Below are 16,248 nucleotides of genomic sequence, written 5' to 3'. Positions count from 1 at the left end.
AGGCAATACCGGAAGCCGCCGCGCGACGTCCAGGATCTGCTCGCGCTAGGCCGACCGTGAACCGCCGCGCGAAGTGGTTCGCGTGCAGAACGAGATCATTGCCGCGTTGTGCAACGCGCATTCCCATCGGTCGCTCGGGCTCGACAGGGTTGCGCTGCAGCGTCCAGAGATGGACGCGATGGGGAGCGCTGATGCTCAGGCGTCCTTGCCGATGACTTCGTAGAAGGCGCGGACCATCCGCGTATCACGCCGCTCGGCAAGGCACATCACGTGAGCGAACGTGCGCACCTGCGCATCGCTGATGCGCACTGCGTGCAGGCCAGGACCGGGCACGTACTCGACTTCCGACACGGCCGCGATGCCAAGGCCCTGCAGCACCGCCTCGCGGATGATCTCGCGGCTCGCTACCTCCATCACCACCTCGGTCTCCACGCGCGCCGTACGCAGCGCGGACTCGATGGCCTTGCGGGTCGTCGAACCCTGCTCGCGCAGGATGAGCCGCTCGCCTTGCAACTCCGCGGTACGAATGCTGCGCCGATGCGCAAAGCGGTGCTCGGCGTTGCAGAAGATCACCACCGGGTGCTCGGAATAGGGGGCCGATACGAAGCGCCGGTCCTTGAGTGCCTGTGCCAGCACGCCGACGTCCGCGGAATAGTTGAGCAGCCGGTCCATCACGTCCTGCGAATTGCCGGTGCTCACCGACACCTTCACGCCGGGGTATTGCTGATTGAACGCAACGAGCATTCGCGTCACATGCGACGGCCCTACGGCCGCCACGCGCAGGTGCCCGCTGCGCAGTTCGCCCGACTCGCGCAGCAACTGCACGGCCTCACTCTCGAGGCTGAAGATCTGGCGGGAGAGGTGCAGCAATCGCTCGCCCATCTCCGTGAGCCGCACGGGTCGACCCGTGCGATGGAACAGTTCAACTTTGTAGAGCGCCTCAAGCTGGCCGACCTGCGTCGTCACGGTCGGTTGGCTGACGTGCAGGCTCTGCGCCGCACCCGTGAAGCTGCCGGTGACGGCCACCGCGTGAAATGAGCGCAATTGTGTCAGCCGCATGAATCCAGCCTTGGTGTTATCCCGGCCGAACTATAGGTTCAGTCAATACATAGGTCAAAAAACTTGAATTGGCTGAATGTGGTGCAAGCGCCGAAAGTGCGGCCATGCGTCACGGATTCGTCATGTGGCGCTACAACAGTGACGGTTCCTCAGTTCCGCATCGGAGACCTCGATGAAATTCACGCGTCGTTCCCTTCTTGCCTGTGCACCTGCCGTGCTGGGCGCTCCCCTTGTCGGTTTGGGTTCAAGCCCCGCGCAAGCCGCCAACGTGCTCACGGTGGGCCTCATCCCTTCCGAAGACTCTCGCGCCATGATCGCAAACAGCCAGGCCATGATGGACATGCTGTCGAAGGCGCTGGGCATGCCGGTCAAGCCCTTCGTGGCCGCCGACTACAACGGCGTCATCGAAGCGCTGCGCTCCAAGCGGCTGGACGTCGCCTACCTGGGCCCGTTCTCGTACGTGATGGGCACGACCGTGGCGCCGATCGAGGCATTTGCGGTCGCCGAGACCAAGAAGGCCGGCCGGACTTCGTATCACTCCTTGATCGTGGCTCGCAAGGACAGCGGCATCAAGACGATCGCCGACCTCAAGGGCAAGACTTTCGCCTTCGTCGATCCGACCTCGACCTCGGGCCACCTGTTCCCGAAGGCGGGGCTGATGAAGGCGGGCTTCAATCCCGACAGCGACTTCGGTCGCGTCATCTTCTCGGGCTCGCACGATTCCAATGCCGTGGCCGTGCAGAACAAGAAGGTCGACGCGGTGGCGATCGCGGACCGCATCCTGGACGCCGCCATCGCGAAGGGGCTCGCCAACCGCGAAGACCTTGTGGTGGTGTGGACCTCCGATCCGATCCCCGAATCGCCGACCGTCTGGCGCAAGGACCTCGACCCCGAACTGAAGAAGCGCGTGCAGGCAGCCTTCCTCGAAGTGAAAGACATTCCGTGGTCGGACCAGGGAATGCTCAACGGCTTTCATCCCACCAACGACAAGGCTTACGACGTCATCCGCGAGACTGCCAGCATTCTCCACCTCGACCTGAAGGCAATGAAGTGATCGAGATTCGTGGCCTCACGAAGCGCTACGGCGCTTTCGATGCTCTCAAGAGCGTCGACCTCGACGTGAAACCGGGCGAATTCCTGGTGGTGCTCGGACCTTCGGGCGCGGGCAAGTCGACCCTGCTGCGCTGCATCAACCGGCTCGTCGAGCCAAGCAGCGGTGACGTTCGCATCGACGGCAAGCTCGTCAAGTCCGACGCCGCCAGTCTGCGCCGGCTTCGCTGCCAGGTGGCGATGATCTTCCAGCACTACAACGTGGTGCCTCGCCTCTCGGTGCAGAAGAACGTGCTGACGGGCCGGCTCGGCGCGGTGCCTTCGGTGCTGTCATGGCTCCAGATCTTTCCGCGCAAGGACGTGGAGATCGCGCTCGAATGCCTGCGCCGCGTGGAACTGGAGGACAAGGCGGAACTCCGCACGGACACGCTCTCCGGCGGCCAGAAACAGCGGGTGGGCATTGCGCGCGCGCTGGCGCAGCAGCCGAAGATCATCCTCGCCGACGAGCCCGTTGCCAGCCTCGATCCCAAGACGTCGCGAACGGTGCTCAACTACCTCAAGCAGGCCAGCCGCGAACTGGGCATCTCGGTGGTGTGCAACCTCCACCAGATCGACTATGCCAAGGAGTTTGGCGAGCGCATCCTGGGTGTTTCCGGCGGCCGCATCGTGTTCGAGGGCGGACCGGAACAGCTCACGGGGGATGTCCTGCACCGCATCTATCCGGGCCTTGACGAGAGCGAGTCACGCAACGCGGCGGCGCTCGCGGCGTCGGCACCTGAACCCGTACTGCGCCACCTGGCGCTGGAGGAGGCCTGATCATGCATGTCGGTTCCTACACCTTCCTCGTGTCGCGGCCTGGCGGCAGTCTCGGCTGGGCGCCTCGCATCACAACCGGCGTGGCCATGATGGCCGTGCTCTGGTGGGCGGCCCTGGGCGCGCAGGTCAGCTTCGGCGAACTGGCCAAGGGCTTGCCCTGGATCGGTGACTTCCTCTCGCGCATGCTGCCGCCCAACTGGGCGTTCGTCGAAAAGCTGATCACCCCCGCCATCGAAACGGTGCAGATTGCACTCTGGGGAACGCTGCTGGCCGTGATCCTGGCAGTGCCGGTGTGCTTCTTCGCGGCGCGCAATCTCACGCCGAACGCGGTGGTCTACCAGATCACGCGGCAGGTGTTCAACGTCACGCGCGGCGTCAACGAGATCATCCTGGCGCTCGTGTTCGTGGCCGCGGTCGGGCTGGGTCCGTTCCCGGGCGTGTTGGCCTTGGCCGTTCACGGCGCGGGCATGCTGGGCAAGTTCTTTGCCGAATCCATCGAGGAAATCGATCAGGGGCCCATCGAGGCACTGCGCTCGACGGGCGCAGGGCCGATCCAGACCATCGTCTTTGGCGTGCTGCCACAAGTCGTCACGGCCTGGATCGCAGTGATCCTCTACCGATTCGAAACCAACCTTCGCCAGGCGACCGTCCTGGGCATGGTCGGCGCGGGCGGCATCGGTTTCGAGCTCGTGGGCAGCATGAAGCTGTTTCAGTACCGGGACACGGCCACTTGCATCATCGTGATCATCGCCATGGTGATGGTCGCGGACTACGTCTCCACGCGTCTGCGCGCCTGGATCCAGAAAGGAACCCACTGATGAACTCGCAAGCGGAAGCAATTCAGGTCAACGGGCGGCATTACGCCAAGCCGAGCGCGCCGGTGGTGGTGGTCTGTGTCGATGGCTGCGAGCCCGACTACATCACCCAGGCCATCCAGGCTGGCTCTGCGCCTTACCTGCAGCGCATGCTGGCGCAGGGGAGTTCGCTGATCGGCGATTGCGTGGTGCCGAGCTTCACCAACCCGAACAACGTGTCGATCGTGACGGGCGTGCCTCCGTCGGTCCATGGCATCTGCGGCAATTACTTCTATGACGTCGAAGCGGACCGCGAAGTCATGATGAACGACCCCACCTACCTGCGCGCCCCCACGCTGCTGGCGGCCTTCGGCAAAGCGGGTGCACTGGTGGCGGCAGTGACGGCGAAGGACAAGCTGCGCACGTTGCTGGGCCACGGCCTGAAGGGCATCTGCTTTTCGGCGGAGAAGGCGGACCAGGCCACGATGGCCGACTGCGGCATCGACAAGGTGCTCGAGCTGGTGGGCAGGCCCGTTCCGTCGGTCTACAGCGCCGATCTCAGCGAGTTCGTCTTTGCGGCGGGCGTGCGGCTGCTGGAGACCCGGCGCCCGGACCTGATGTATCTGTCGACCACCGACTATGTGCAGCACAAGTGCGCCCCGGGCACGCCCGAAGCAAATGCCTTCTACGCCATGATGGACGGCTACCTCGCAAGGCTCGATGCCCTGGGCGCCATCATCGGCCTCACCGCCGACCATGGCATGAGCCCCAAGACGGACGCCGCGGGCAATCCTCGCGTGCTCTACCTCCAGCAGGAACTGGACGCGCAACTCGGCAGTGGCACCACTCGCGTGATCCTGCCCATCACGGACCCCTACGTCGTTCACCACGGCGCCCTGGGTTCGTTTGCGACGGTGTACGTCAACAGCAACGCGCGCGAAGGCGTGCAGGATCTCCTGGCCGCGCTCCCTGGCGTCGAACTGGTGGTGATGCGGGAAGAGGCGGTCAGCCGCTTCGAGCTGGCGGCGGACCGCATCGGCGACCTGGTCGTCATCGGCGATCACCTCACCGTGCTCGGCACGAGTGCCGCCAAGCACGACTTGAGCGGCCTGACGGTGCCCTTGCGTTCCCATGGCGGCATCTCCGAGCAGAAGGTTCCCTTGCTGTTCAACCGGCCCGTTCGGGGCGTGGCATCGCATCGTCGTCTTCGCAACTTCGATGTGTTCGATCTGGCCCTGAATCACACCACCGACTTGAGCTGAACCTTTCCATGTCCAACGAATACTTCAATCCCGTGCGCAGCGTGTACGGGGTAGGGGCCCTGTCGTCCCTGCCGAAGCTGCTGGAGGGCCGCAAGGCCGTCGTCGTGACCTTTCCGGAAGCGCGCCAGCTCGGGCTGGTAGCACGTCTTGAACAGCTGCTCGGAACGGCGCTCGCCGGCGTGATCGACAACGTGCAGCCCAACCCCGACGTCGCCGAGTTGCGCCCGCTCTATGACGCCTTCTGGCGCGACCCTGATAGTGCGGAAGTGCTGGTTGCCGTGGGCGGCGGCAGCGCGATCGACACCGCCAAAGCGCTCATGGTCGGCACGGCCAGTCATCGCTTCGACGAACTGGTCGCGGCGCTCGCGGCAGGCAAGAGCGTCACCCCCGCGCACGTGAAGACGCTGATTGCCGTGCCCACGACCGCCGGCACCGGCAGCGAAGTCACTCCATGGGCCACGGTGTGGGACCGCGGAGCCGGCAAGAAGTACTCGTTGCATCTGCCCGAGACCTGGCCCGACGTCGCGCTGATCGACCCTGCGCTGATGCTGTCCTTGCCGGCGCCGGTGACGTTGCAAAGCGGTCTGGACGCGCTCTCGCATGCACTGGAATCGATCTGGAACGTGAATGCGAATCCGCTTTCGGACACCTTTGCCGTGGCGGCCGTGCATGACGTCTTCGATGCCTTGCCGCGGCTGATGGAGAGGCTGGATGACGTCGAGCTGCGCGGACGCATGGCGCTCGCCGCGCTCAAGGCCGGCATGGCGTTCTCCAACACACGCACGGCTCTGGCGCATTCGATCTCCTACGAGATGACCTTGCGCTACGGCGTCCCGCACGGCATTGCCTGTTCATTCCCGCTGCCGATGGTGCTCGAGCGCGCCATCGGCCGCGATGCCGGACGCGATGCGGTACTCCAACGCGCCTTGGGCCCTCTCGACGATGCACCGCAACGTCTCGCGACATTCATCGAGCGGCTGGGCGTGAAGACCCGCTTTGCCGACTACGGTGTGACGGACGAACAGGCCGAGCAAATGGTCGCCTTCGCACTGAATGGTGCGCGAGGCAAGAATTTCATCGGCACAGCCATGGAGGAGACAGCATGAACGCCGTCCTGGAAAGCATCGAGTTTCGCGCCGAAGCCCTGCGCATCGGCGGTGAAAGGGTACGCACCAGCCGAGCGATCGACGTGCGCAACCCGTTCAACGGCGAACGCGTAGGCACTGCGCCGATGGCAAGCCTGGAGGACGTGCGCCGCGCGTTCGACATTGCGCATGCCTATGTGCCCACTCTCACGCGCTACGAGCGGTCCGCAATCCTCAATCGCGCCGCTTCGCTCTTGCGCGAACGAACCGAGCAGGCGTCCGATCTCATCACGGCCGAATCGGGCCTGTCGAAGAAGGACAGCATCTACGAGATCGGCCGTGTGGCCGACGTGCTGAACTTCGGCGCCAATGAGGCGTTGCGCGACGATGGGCAGGTGTTCTCGTGCGACCTCACGCCGCACGGCAAGAAGCGCAAGGTGATCACCACGCGCGAACCGCTGCTGGGCGTGATCACCGCCATCACACCTTTCAACCATCCGATGAACCAGGTCGCGCACAAGGTGGTGCCCGCCGTGGCCACCAACAACCGCATGGTGCTCAAGCCATCGGAGAAGGTGCCGCTGTCGGCCTACTACTTCGCCGACCTGCTCTACGAGGCGGGGCTGCCCCCCGAGATGCTGCAGGTGGTGACGGGCGATCCGCGGGAGATTGCCGACGAGCTTCTCACTCATCGGCACGTGGACCTTGTCACCTTCACCGGCGGCGTTCCCATCGGCAAATACATTGCCGCCAAGGCCGGCTACCGGCGCATGGTGCTCGAACTCGGCGGCAACGATCCCTTGATCGTCATGGACGACGCCGATCTGGACAGGGCGAGCGATCTCGCTGTGCAGGGCTCGTACAAGAATTCGGGTCAGCGCTGCACCGCCGTCAAGCGCATGCTGGTGCACGAGAAAGTCGCCGCCGCCTTCACCGACCTCGTCGTCGAGAAGTCGCGGGCCTGGAGGTACGGCGACCCCATGGATCGGGACAACGACATGGGAACCGTGATCGACGAGCCTGCAGCGCAGCGCTTCGAGCAACTCGTGAACGAGGCAGTGTCGCAAGGCGCTCGACTGCTCGTGGGCAACAAGCGCGAGGGCGCCCTCTATTCACCCACGGTGCTCGACCGGGTGCGGCCGGAGATGACATTGGTGCGGGAAGAGACCTTCGGGCCGGTGTCGCCCATCATCACCTTTGGCAGCATCGACGAAGCGATCGCGATCTCGAACGGCACCGCCTACGGACTTTCGTCCGGCATCTGCACGCATCGGTTCGAGGACGCCACTCGCTTCGCCAGGGAGCTGAAAGTGGGCACCGTCAACCTCTGGGAAGTGCCCGGCTACCGAATCGAGCTGACGCCCTTCGGCGGCATCAAGGACTCTGGCCTGGGCTACAAGGAAGGAGTGCAGGAGGCGATGAAGTCGTTCTGCAACGGCAAGACCTTCACGATGCCTTGGTGACGCACTCACACGTGTGCCATTGCCGGTCGCCGATGCGCCCAGGGCCGCGCCTCTTCGAGTTGCGCGGCCAGGCTGAACAGCAGACCCTCGTCGCCATAGCGCCCCGCGATCTGGCATCCAATCGGTATCTGGTCGTGCGTCCAGTACAGCGGGACTGAAGCCGCGGGCTGCCCCGTCACGTTGAACGGATAGGTGAAGGGAAGGTAGGCGACCATCCTTGCCATCCACGCGGCCACGTCGCCGGATGCGGTATCGAACCAGCCGATCGGCCGCGGCGTTTGCGCCAGTGTGGGTGTGAGCCAGACATCGAAGCGATCGTGAAAGCCGGCGATGCGCCGCGACTGCCGATGCAGCATCTGCAGGTTGAGCACGTAGTCGCTCGCGCTGAAGCGTCGACCTTCTTCGGCGAGTGCCGCGGTGAGGGGCTCGACAGATCCTGGCGACGGCATCGAGCCGCCGGTGGCTCGGGCGATGTTGGCCATCGTGTTGACGGCGAACACCATTCGGAAGCCGTTCTCGACGGCCTCGGCGTCGTAGTCGGGCGAGGCTTCCTCGACGTGATGGCCGAGCGATTCGCACAGCTTCGCCGCGTCCTGCACCGCTGCTACGCATTCGGCGTCGACGGGCACTCCCGTGGGAGCCCGTACTGCGAACGCGATGCGCAGCCTGCCCGGGGGTTGGCTGGCGCTGTCGAGAAAACGGCGAGGCGGCGGCGCCGCCGCGTACGGGTCGCCCGCCATTGGCCCGGCGAGCGCATCGAGCATGGCGGCGCTGTCGCGCACGCTGCGGCTCGCCACGTGCTGATGGGCCAACCCGTTGAGCCCTTCGCCGCCCTCCGGTCCGGCCGTGATGCGCGCGCGCGTGGGCTTCAGGCCGAACAGCCCGCAGCACGACGCCGGAATGCGGATCGAACCACCGCCATCGGTCGCGTGCGCGATCGGCACCATGCCGGCTGCCACCGCCGCGGCCGAACCGCCACTGGAGCCGCCGGGCGACAGGTCCAGCCGCCAGGGGTTGCGCGTCACACCATAGAGTTGCGATTCCGTCATCGGCGAAAGGCCGAACTCAGGCGAATTGGTCTTGCCGAGGATGACCATTCCCGCGCGTCGCATGCGCGCCACGATCTCGCTGTCGGCAGCCGCGATGTTCTGCGCATAGAGCCGCGAGCTCGCGCTGGTCGCCGTGCCCGCGACCGAGGCAACGAGTTCCTTGACGAGCATCGGCACGCCGCGGAAGGGGCCGTCCGGCAATCCCGCCGCGATGGCAGTGCGCGCCGCGTCGTACAGCGGCGTGACGATGGCGTTGAGCGCCGGATTGCGCGCGTCGATGCGCGCGAGTGCCGCATCGAGCAGGTCCTGGGCGCTGATGTCGCCCCGCCGCACGAGCGCGGCGAGCGAGAGTCCGTCGTGGGATTCGTAGTCGATCATGGCGGGGGCAGGTTCGCGGCTGGCGGCGGCCATTGCGCGCTCGGCATCGTTTCGGTGGCGGAAAGGTCCATGTCGGCGGCCGTTGCGAATCCGGTGCATGCGAGCGACCCGATCGACACCTGGCCCTCATGAATGCGCAGACGCACGCGGCCGTTCTCGGTGTGATAGAGGTCGGGGTGTACCCGTAGGAATGCCGCCGCCTCGGCGTGCGGGCGCCCCGCAAAGCCATCGAGAAAGTGATGCGCGTTGCGCTCCACATGCGCGATTCCGAGCAGGCTCACGAGCGCCAGGTCCTGCTGGAGCGACACGCCGGGCTGCGTGGTCAGGTCTTCAGCCGACATGAAGTAGCGTTCGCCGTTGGCTGCGTTCCAGGCGCGGCAGCGAGCGAGGTTGAGCACCGACTTGTAGAAGCCCTTGCAGGCCTTGGTCGATACGCCCTGATAGCCGAGCTCGCGCGCCCGCGGAAAGGCATCGAGGTCGCCGTCCGATTCGTCAATGAGGACTGGCTTGTAGCGCGCCAGCGGGGCCACTGGCGCCGACAGCGCGGCCTGCCGTGCGACGGGCTGCTCGATGAAGAGCGTCGCGGCGCACAGTCGTTCGAGCGCCGGCTCGCTCGCCATGGCCCGCCATAGCTCGGAGGCTGCCTCGGCATCGGGGTACTGCTCATTGCCGTCGAGCGTGACCTGCAGTTCGCCGGGCACCGTGTCGAGCACCGATGCGATGCGTCGAAGCCGATCGAGGTCGGCGTCGAGCTGGCCGGACACCTTGAGCTTGAAATAGCGATGGCGATGCCGCGCGACCACTTCTTGCAGCGTCTCGGGCAAGCCATCGTCGACGCGGCTGCCGGGGAGCTGGTCGGCCGCGACGATCGGATCGAGCAGGCCCACCGTGTGTCGCACATGCAGCGAAGTCGCCGGCTGCAGTTCGCGAAGGAACGACGGCAGCGCGAAGTCGCCAAGATCGGGCGCGACCGCTTGCGTTTCCATGCCCGGCAGGTTGACCTGCATTGCGCGCCAGAAACTCAGGCCTTCGATGCGGCAGAGCGCATCGAGCACCGCTCGGTCGAGCAGCGCGGGGCCGTAGCTGGTGACCAGAGCCGGCAGTGCTTGCGAAGCGCCAGCGTCGAGTAGCGGACGGTAGTGATGCGCGAACAGACCGAACGCCGTCGAAGGCCCGGCCGCAAGGTACGCGTCGCGCGCGAGTTCGAGTGCCCGGCGCAACTGGTGCTGGTTGTCGCTGTCCGACAGGCGCGGGTCCTTGTCGAACCACTTCGCAGACAGGGCCTCGGCGGCGTAGCCCACGCCCTCGCGGCCATCGGCGTGGCGCACGCGCACACGCACGATGGCCTGCCGGCCTTCGGTCACGGTGATGACGCCGAAGCGGAACGGCATGCGCAGCCGGTATGGCGATTCGAACATGTCGACCGCCACAACGCGGAGCCGGGGCGCGGCAGGGTGCATGGCGTTCACCGCGCGCGCTACCAGTGCGGGCCGGCGCGCGTATCGCCGCGTCCGGCGCTGCCCGACAGCTCCGTGTAGATCTCGAACGAGAGCCGTCCCATCTCGCTGGAAGCACGCGACTCGGCGGTGCGGGGACGCGCGATCGGTACGGCATGCACGTTGGCGACGCGCCCGGGACGCGGCGACATGACGACGACGCGATCCGCGAGGAACACCGCTTCGGGAATCGAATGCGTCACGAACACGATCGTCTTGCGCTTGCCGTGGTGCGCGGCTTGGTCCTCGCCCCAGATGCGCAGGAGTTCGAGGTTCATGTCGTCGCGCGTCATCGCATCCAGCGCGCCGAAGGGCTCGTCCATCAGCAGGATCGGCGGATCGAGGATCAGCGCACGGCATAGCGAGGCGCGTTGCTGCATGCCCCCGGAAAGCTCGCCCGGCCGCTTGGCAGCGAAGTCGCCCAGCCCCACGAGCTTGAGCAGCTGATGCGCCCGGTCGCGGTACTTGCCGGTATCGAGCCCCGAGAGTTCGGCGGGCAACAGCACGTTGTCGAGCACCGAGCGCCACTTGAGCAGCAGCGCAGCCTGAAACACCATGCCGACCTTCGGGATCGGCCGCTCGACGACGGTGCCGTCGACGCGGATCGCGCCGCTCGTGAGAGGCCGCAGCCCCGCAATCGCCCGCATCAGCGTCGATTTGCCGCAGCCGCTCGGCCCCACGAGTGCGACGAACTCACCCTCGTGGATGGTGAGCGAGATGTCGCGCAGGGCTTCCACCGGGCCGCTCTCCGCGGGGTAGACCATGCCCGCACGATCGACCTCGATGAGGGGCCGGGTTGCGGGCGCATGGGCGAGGTTCGCGGCGGCCATGCCTTCGGCTGCTTCGGCCATGTGCCTCACTTCACGGACAGCGGCATGGCCACCTTGGTGAAGTAATCGGTGGTGTAGACCGCCTTGCAGTCGACCTTCTTCGGCAGGCCCATGTAGGTGTTGACGATGTCGGTCGAGCCGCACATCTTCTTCTCGTCGATGAAGCCGATGCCCGAGTCCGCATAGGTTCGCGTGCGCATCAGCTCGAAGCCGAGAAGCATGTTCGCCTCGATGATGCCGGGGTCGATTTCAGGCACCCGCTTCTTGTAGATCTCGAGCGCTTCCTTGGGGTTCGCCATCACGTCGCGCCAGCCCATGTACGACGCTTCGAGAAAGGCCTTGAGCTGCTTGGGCTTGTCGGCCATCGTCTTCTCGCCCGCCATGATCGCCATCGCGTAGAGATCGAAGCCGTAGTCCGACCAGGCCAGGCGTGCGACCTTGCCCGGCCCGCCCATCGCCTTGTCGTAGAAGGGCAGACCGGTGGTGTAGTCGGCCACGCCATCCACGCGCTTTTCCGCGATCGCCGCCTGCTTGGCGGTCGGCTCGATATTCACCCAGCTGACCTTGCTCGGATCGATCTTGTTGAGCCGCGCGAAAGCCGGGAAGGCAAGGCGCTGGCTGTCGCCGGCCGGAGCGCCGAGGGTCTTGCCTTCCAGGTCGGCGGGCTTGAGCAGCGGCGTGTCGATGCGGCTGAAGAAGGTCATCGGCGTCTTGTCGAACACCATGCCGACGATCTTCACCTTGGCACCTCGCGACACCGCCGAGATGATCGGCACGGCGTCGGCCAGGCCGGCATCGGCGCGGCCGGTGTCGACCTTGGCGATCGAATCGCCCGAACCCTTGGACGCTTCGATCTTCACGTCGAGACCACGCTGCGCGTAGTAGCCCTTGTCGAGCGCCACCCAGTAGGCCGCGTGGTCGCCCACGGCGAACCAGTTGAGCGCGAAGGTGAACTTCTCGAGCGGCTGCGTCTGCGGCTGCGTCTGCGCAAAGGCGGGCGGTGCCAGCAGGGTGACGAGCGCCGCGCAGGCGGCGGCGAGGGGAGCGGCGATCCGGGAGGTCATGGTGGCTTCCTTTCGATGTCGTGACGATGATGAAAGACGGGCAGGCATGGATCAGGCGGGCTTGTCCTCGGCCCAGGGCGCGAGCAGGCGGGACAGCACTGCGACGAGGCCGTAGAGGAGCAGGCCGAGGATCGAGATCCACACCAGCGCGGCGAACGCGGCCGGCGTGTTCATGCTGCTCTGCGTGGTGATGATCACGTAGCCCAGCCCGCGCTGCGAAGCGACGAACTCGCCCACGATCGCGCCGACGACCGCCGAAGTCGCGGTCACCTTGAGAGCGCTCAGGATGTAGGGGTAGGCATTGGGGATGCGGATCTTGAGGAACACCTTCCACTTGGGCGCGCTGAAGACGCGGCCCAGGTCCACGAGGTCCTGGTCGATCTGCGTGAGGCCGACGGCCGTGTTGATGACCACCGGAAAGAAGCCGATGAGCGCGCCGATGAGCATGTTCGGCAAGATGCCGTAGCCGAGCCACATCAGGAACAGGGGCGCGATGGCCACCTTGGGCAGCGTGTTCACGAAGACCAGGAAGGGCGTGAGCGCGCGCGAGATGCCGGCCGACCATGCGATCGCCATTCCGAGCAGCACGCCGGAGAGGCCCGCCAGCAGGAAGGCACCGAGGATCTCGATCGCCGTGATCCACGTGTGGCTGAGCCAGGGGATGTCGCCGCTGGTCATCGCCTGGAGCACCGCGAGCGGGCTCGGCAGCAGGTATTCGCGAATGCCGAACACTGACACCGCCAATTGCCAGAGCACGATGAAGGCCGCGAACAGCCCGAAAGCGGGCAGGTAGTGCAGGAGGGTCTTGCCGAATCGGTTCATGTCAGGGGGACTCGTGCATCTTTCAGGCCAGCCATCGGTCCAGGTGGGCCGCGATGAACTCGTCGTCGGCCAGATCGGCGTGCATCGCCAGCACCCGGTCAATCTCCTCCCGCTGCCCGGGGCTCAGTCCCTCGTTCGGATCGAGGCACCAGATGCCCTCGAGCAGGCCTTGCCGGCGCAGCACCTCGTGGCAACCCGCGATGCACCCGTGGAAGTTGTGCGCGACATCGAAGAAGGCGCTGTTGCAGTCGGTGACGCGGCTGTCGAGCGCGAGCATTCGTGCATCGACGGGACGTCCCTGGTCGACGGCCGCTTGGCATTCGGCCAGCAGCTTCACGGCGCCGGAGGTCCACACGGACCAGTGTCCGAGCAGCCCGCCGCGGAAGCGCACCGTCACCGGCGCCCCGTCGCGCATCACGGTAAAAGGCGTCACGAGATCAAGCACGATGTGATCGTCGTTGCCCGTGTAGAGCGTGACGCGCGACTCGGCGCGGGCATCGACGACGCCTCGGACCACGTCGAGCGTGCGGTAGCGGTTGAAGGGCGCGACCTTGATGGCGACCACGTTCTCGATCGCCGCGAAGCGCGCCCAGAAGGCGGCGCTCAGGTCCATGCCGCCGACAGCCGGCTGCAGATAGAAGCCGATCAGCGGGATCTGCTCGGCGACGGCTTCGCAATGTTCGATCAGCGTGTCTTCGCTTTCGCCCTTGAGCGCCGCGAGACTCAGCAGGCCGGCCTGGTAGCCAAGGTCTCGCGCGAGCCGGGCTTCACGCGATGCCTGGGCGGTACGTCCGCAAACGCCGGCCACCATCGCGAGTTCGCGTCCGGGTTCGATCCAGGCGCGCGCGGATTCGGCAGCGAGCCGAAGCACCTCTTCGTAGAGGCCAACCTCACGGATGGCGAACTGCGTCGTATGCACGCCGACCGCGAGCCCGCCTACACCGGCGTCGAGGTAATAGCGCGTCAGCGCACGCTGGCGGCGCGCATCGAGCGCGCGCCGCGCGTCGAGTGCCAGCGGATGCGCCGGGATCGCCAGTCCGCGTTGGAGCAACTGGCGGATGTCGGGGGTGAATGGCTTCATGGATTTATCCGAACTCGGGGCCTGCGATCACGAACGATCGGTCATCGACACACGCGATGCCGTCCGGCAGCGCTGCAGCAAGCGCCATGCGCACGAAGGGGCGCTGGACGCGCAGGCCGCGTTCGCGCAGGTCATCGGCCAACATCGTCCAGCGTGAGGGGAGGTCGAGGAAAACGCGGCCATTGCAATGTGCGAAGGCAGCGCCGAGCAAGGCCGCGGCCTGGTCCATCGTCTGCGCGACCACGGGGCCGATCTGGAAGGCGCTGCGGCCGCGGCGGGCGATCACGAATCCAATTGCTCCGCGGGCGTCATCGAGCAGCATCCACGCGCGGGTGCCGTTGCGTTGCAGGAAGTTGCCAAGCACCGTACGGCGTTCCAAGCCCGAGGCGGCTGTATCGAGTGCGATGATGGTGTCGACGTCACCGGCATCGGCCGGGCGAACGCGCTCATCGTGGCGCGCACTGGGCAGGGCGACGACCTCGCCCTCCCATCGCGCAATGTCGAAGCCCGACTGGAAACCGAGCCGCCGGTAGACCGGCTCGCCCGCTGGCGTCGCGTCGAGCACCGGAGTGATGCCTTCGCGCTGCAAGTGGTCGATGCAAGCCCCGAGCAGGTGCGTGGCGAGACCGCCATGTCGCCATTCCTTTGCGACCAGCACCATCGAGATCCAGCCCAGCCGCCCATAGCCCAGAGCGGCGGCCGTCGCGACGAGCTGGCTGTCGGCCGTGCGCCATCCGAGTGCCTCGCCGTGCTGAACGAACAGCTGCCAGTCGTCCGCCGTCTGGTTCCAGCCGGACGCATCCGACAGGGCCATGCCCGCCAGAACGTCGGCCGAGTCGAGCCTGACTTGCGTCAGCGACTCAGAAGGTGCCATCCCGCACCTCGAACTTGGTCGGCTTGTTGAAGCTCTCGCGCTCGTTGCGCACCCAGTCGGCCACCCAATCGAGCATGGCGCCGAGCGGCACGAGCGGATAGCCGAACAGCCGACTGGCTTCGGTGGTGTCGGAAAGAAGCGCCGTCGGAGCCTCCTGCCCGGTGATGTGCACGTCGACGCCGAGCCTTGCCGCGAACTCGTTCGCGAGCCATCGCACGGAAATCGTCTCGGGGCCCGTGCAGTTGATGGGGGAGGGCGGCACCGTGCAGTGGCGCAGCAGGCGCAGCACCTGCGCATTGGCGTCGCCCTGCCAGATGACGTTCACATGGCCCATGCTGACGTCGACCGGCACGCGGCGATGCACCTTCGATGCAATGTCGAACAGCACGCCATAGCGCATGTCGATCGCGTAGTTGAGCCTGAAGATGCGCCCCGGCGTGCCGTGCCGGGTGCTGAAGTACTCGAACATGCGCTCGCGGCCCACGCAGGACTGGGCGTAGTCGCCCAGTGGTGCGGGCGCAGTGCGCTCGCTCGCACCCTGCTGTCCCAGCGGTGTCAGCGGATAGATGTTGCCGGTAGAGAAGCTCACGATGCGGGCTTCGCGGAAGGTGTCGGCCACCAGGGCCGGCACGTGCGTGTTCATGGCCCAGGTGAGTGACTGGTTGTCCTTGGACCCGAACTTGTGACCGGCAGCGAAGACGATGTTCGACACGCGCGGCAAGGCTTCGATGGCCGAACGGTCGAGCAGGTCGCAGGCGATCGTCTCGATGCCCCAGCCTTCGAGGCGACCGCGCACGGCCGGGTCGCTGAAGCGCGCGACGCCGATCACGCGCTTGTGCGGCGCGGCATTCTTCGCGAGGCGCGCGAGCGTGGGGCCCATCTTGCCGGCCACGCCGAGGATCATCAGGTCGCCCTCGACCTGCGCAAGGTCGTCGACCAGCGCCTGGCTCGGTCGCGCCAGGAACTCGTCGAGCGCGTCGACAGATTCGAAACGCTCTGGCAGGGCGGTGGGATCGAGCAGCGAAGCGGTGCTGCCGGACGGGCTTGGCAATGACGATGTCTGCATGGGATACGACCTCGGACTTCAAACGCGTTGCAGCTTAGGAGGCGCGCGAGGTCGTGTCA

15 protein-coding genes are annotated in these 16,248 nt (G+C 66.1%); 6 read left to right on the top strand and 9 right to left on the bottom strand.

The window, feature by feature from the left end; genetic code table 11:
* Nucleotides 1-195 precede the first annotated feature (195 nt).
* Entirely contained in the window at nucleotides 196-1,059 is an 864-nt protein-coding gene (locus tag AC1DSF_RS23990) for a LysR substrate-binding domain-containing protein (protein ID WP_478127931.1), read from the bottom strand.
* 172 nt (nucleotides 1,060-1,231) lie between these two features.
* Here AC1DSF_RS23990 and phnD point away from each other — a divergent pair, with 172 nt between their 5' ends.
* From phnD to phnY, 6 genes are read left to right on the top strand one after another with little or no spacing between them, the layout of a single operon-like run.
* Nucleotides 1,232-2,113 (top strand): phosphonate ABC transporter substrate-binding protein, encoded by an 882-nt coding sequence (phnD, locus tag AC1DSF_RS23985; protein ID WP_478127932.1) that lies wholly within the window; start codon nucleotides 1,232-1,234, stop codon nucleotides 2,111-2,113.
* On the top strand, nucleotides 2,110-2,925 hold the full coding sequence (gene phnC / locus AC1DSF_RS23980; protein WP_478127933.1) for a phosphonate ABC transporter ATP-binding protein: 816 nt from the start codon (nucleotides 2,110-2,112) through the stop codon (nucleotides 2,923-2,925). The genes phnD and phnC overlap by 4 nt, the downstream gene beginning before the upstream one ends.
* Before the next feature lie 2 nt (nucleotides 2,926-2,927).
* Nucleotides 2,928-3,743: a phosphonate ABC transporter, permease protein PhnE gene (gene phnE, locus AC1DSF_RS23975; protein ID WP_478127934.1), complete on the top strand. Its 816-nt coding sequence runs from the start codon at nucleotides 2,928-2,930 to the stop codon at nucleotides 3,741-3,743.
* Complete coding sequence (gene phnA / locus AC1DSF_RS23970) at nucleotides 3,743-4,981, top strand: phosphonoacetate hydrolase (RefSeq protein ID WP_478183546.1); 1,239 nt, start codon at nucleotides 3,743-3,745, stop codon at nucleotides 4,979-4,981. Before phnE ends, phnA begins: the two co-directional genes overlap by 1 nt.
* 8 nt (nucleotides 4,982-4,989) lie before the next feature.
* Nucleotides 4,990-6,087, top strand: a complete 1,098-nt coding sequence (gene psrA / locus AC1DSF_RS23965; protein ID WP_478183545.1) for an iron-containing alcohol dehydrogenase PsrA — start codon at nucleotides 4,990-4,992, stop codon at nucleotides 6,085-6,087.
* Nucleotides 6,084-7,529: a phosphonoacetaldehyde dehydrogenase gene (phnY, locus tag AC1DSF_RS23960; protein ID WP_478183544.1), complete on the top strand. Its 1,446-nt coding sequence runs from the start codon at nucleotides 6,084-6,086 to the stop codon at nucleotides 7,527-7,529. The genes psrA and phnY overlap by 4 nt, the downstream gene beginning before the upstream one ends.
* 5 nt (nucleotides 7,530-7,534) lie before the next feature.
* Here the strand turns inward: phnY and AC1DSF_RS23955 are convergent, their stop codons facing one another.
* The 8 genes from AC1DSF_RS23955 to AC1DSF_RS23920 are packed head-to-tail and all read right to left on the bottom strand — an operon-like array spanning nucleotide 7,535 to nucleotide 16,189.
* The gene (locus AC1DSF_RS23955) at nucleotides 7,535-8,989 is read right to left on the bottom strand and encodes an amidase (RefSeq protein ID WP_478183543.1); all 1,455 of its coding nucleotides are present in this window, start codon (nucleotides 8,987-8,989) and stop codon (nucleotides 7,535-7,537) included.
* Nucleotides 8,953-10,374: an enolase C-terminal domain-like protein gene (locus AC1DSF_RS23950; protein ID WP_478183542.1), complete on the bottom strand. Its 1,422-nt coding sequence runs from the start codon at nucleotides 10,372-10,374 to the stop codon at nucleotides 8,953-8,955. Before AC1DSF_RS23950 ends, AC1DSF_RS23955 begins: the two co-directional genes overlap by 37 nt.
* 59 nt (nucleotides 10,375-10,433) lie before the next feature.
* Nucleotides 10,434-11,303 carry an ABC transporter ATP-binding protein gene (locus AC1DSF_RS23945; protein WP_478127940.1) on the bottom strand — a complete coding sequence of 290 codons (870 nt, stop codon included), beginning with the start codon at nucleotides 11,301-11,303 and terminating at the stop codon, nucleotides 10,434-10,436.
* Between the two features lie 5 nt (nucleotides 11,304-11,308).
* Complete coding sequence (locus AC1DSF_RS23940; protein ID WP_478183541.1) at nucleotides 11,309-12,346, bottom strand: ABC transporter substrate-binding protein; 1,038 nt, start codon at nucleotides 12,344-12,346, stop codon at nucleotides 11,309-11,311.
* Nucleotides 12,347-12,397: 51 nt separating this feature from the next.
* Nucleotides 12,398-13,168, bottom strand: a complete 771-nt coding sequence (locus AC1DSF_RS23935) for an ABC transporter permease (protein ID WP_478127942.1) — start codon at nucleotides 13,166-13,168, stop codon at nucleotides 12,398-12,400.
* Between the two features lie 22 nt (nucleotides 13,169-13,190).
* The gene (locus AC1DSF_RS23930) at nucleotides 13,191-14,249 is read right to left on the bottom strand and encodes a dihydrodipicolinate synthase family protein (protein WP_478183540.1); all 1,059 of its coding nucleotides are present in this window, start codon (nucleotides 14,247-14,249) and stop codon (nucleotides 13,191-13,193) included.
* Between the two features lie 4 nt (nucleotides 14,250-14,253).
* Nucleotides 14,254-15,123, bottom strand: coding sequence for a GNAT family N-acetyltransferase (locus tag AC1DSF_RS23925; protein ID WP_478183539.1), 870 nt, complete (start codon nucleotides 15,121-15,123; stop codon nucleotides 14,254-14,256).
* Nucleotides 15,110-16,189 (bottom strand): NAD-dependent epimerase/dehydratase family protein, encoded by a 1,080-nt coding sequence (locus tag AC1DSF_RS23920; RefSeq protein ID WP_478127945.1) that lies wholly within the window; start codon nucleotides 16,187-16,189, stop codon nucleotides 15,110-15,112. The genes AC1DSF_RS23925 and AC1DSF_RS23920 overlap by 14 nt, the downstream gene beginning before the upstream one ends.
* Nucleotides 16,190-16,248 lie beyond the last annotated feature (59 nt).

The organism is Variovorax sp. 01N429 (assembly GCF_056399425.1).
Note: the sequence above shows the minus strand (reverse complement) of the source record. Positions and strands in the feature narration are given on the sequence as shown.

Bases quoted from the DNA above. Each gene is read 5' to 3' on its own strand.
- AC1DSF_RS23990 (WP_478127931.1), bottom strand. From the start codon at position 1,059: ATGCGGCTGACACAATTGCGCTCATTTCACGCGGTGGCCGTCACCGGC.
- phnE (WP_478127934.1), top strand. From the start codon at position 2,928: ATGCATGTCGGTTCCTACACCTTCCTCGTGTCGCGGCCTGGCGGCAGT.
- AC1DSF_RS23950 (WP_478183542.1), bottom strand. From the start codon at position 10,374: ATGTTCGAATCGCCATACCGGCTGCGCATGCCGTTCCGCTTCGGCGTC.
- AC1DSF_RS23930 (WP_478183540.1), bottom strand. From the start codon at position 14,249: ATGAAGCCATTCACCCCCGACATCCGCCAGTTGCTCCAACGCGGACTG.
- AC1DSF_RS23955 (WP_478183543.1), bottom strand. From the start codon at position 8,989: ATGGCCGCCGCCAGCCGCGAACCTGCCCCCGCCATGATCGACTACGAA.
- phnY (WP_478183544.1), top strand. From the start codon at position 6,084: ATGAACGCCGTCCTGGAAAGCATCGAGTTTCGCGCCGAAGCCCTGCGC.
- psrA (WP_478183545.1), top strand. From the start codon at position 4,990: ATGTCCAACGAATACTTCAATCCCGTGCGCAGCGTGTACGGGGTAGGG.
- AC1DSF_RS23920 (WP_478127945.1), bottom strand. From the start codon at position 16,189: ATGCAGACATCGTCATTGCCAAGCCCGTCCGGCAGCACCGCTTCGCTG.
- AC1DSF_RS23925 (WP_478183539.1), bottom strand. From the start codon at position 15,123: ATGGCACCTTCTGAGTCGCTGACGCAAGTCAGGCTCGACTCGGCCGAC.
- AC1DSF_RS23940 (WP_478183541.1), bottom strand. From the start codon at position 12,346: ATGACCTCCCGGATCGCCGCTCCCCTCGCCGCCGCCTGCGCGGCGCTC.
- AC1DSF_RS23945 (WP_478127940.1), bottom strand. From the start codon at position 11,303: ATGGCCGAAGCAGCCGAAGGCATGGCCGCCGCGAACCTCGCCCATGCG.
- phnA (WP_478183546.1), top strand. From the start codon at position 3,743: ATGAACTCGCAAGCGGAAGCAATTCAGGTCAACGGGCGGCATTACGCC.
- phnD (WP_478127932.1), top strand. From the start codon at position 1,232: ATGAAATTCACGCGTCGTTCCCTTCTTGCCTGTGCACCTGCCGTGCTG.
- AC1DSF_RS23935 (WP_478127942.1), bottom strand. From the start codon at position 13,168: ATGAACCGATTCGGCAAGACCCTCCTGCACTACCTGCCCGCTTTCGGG.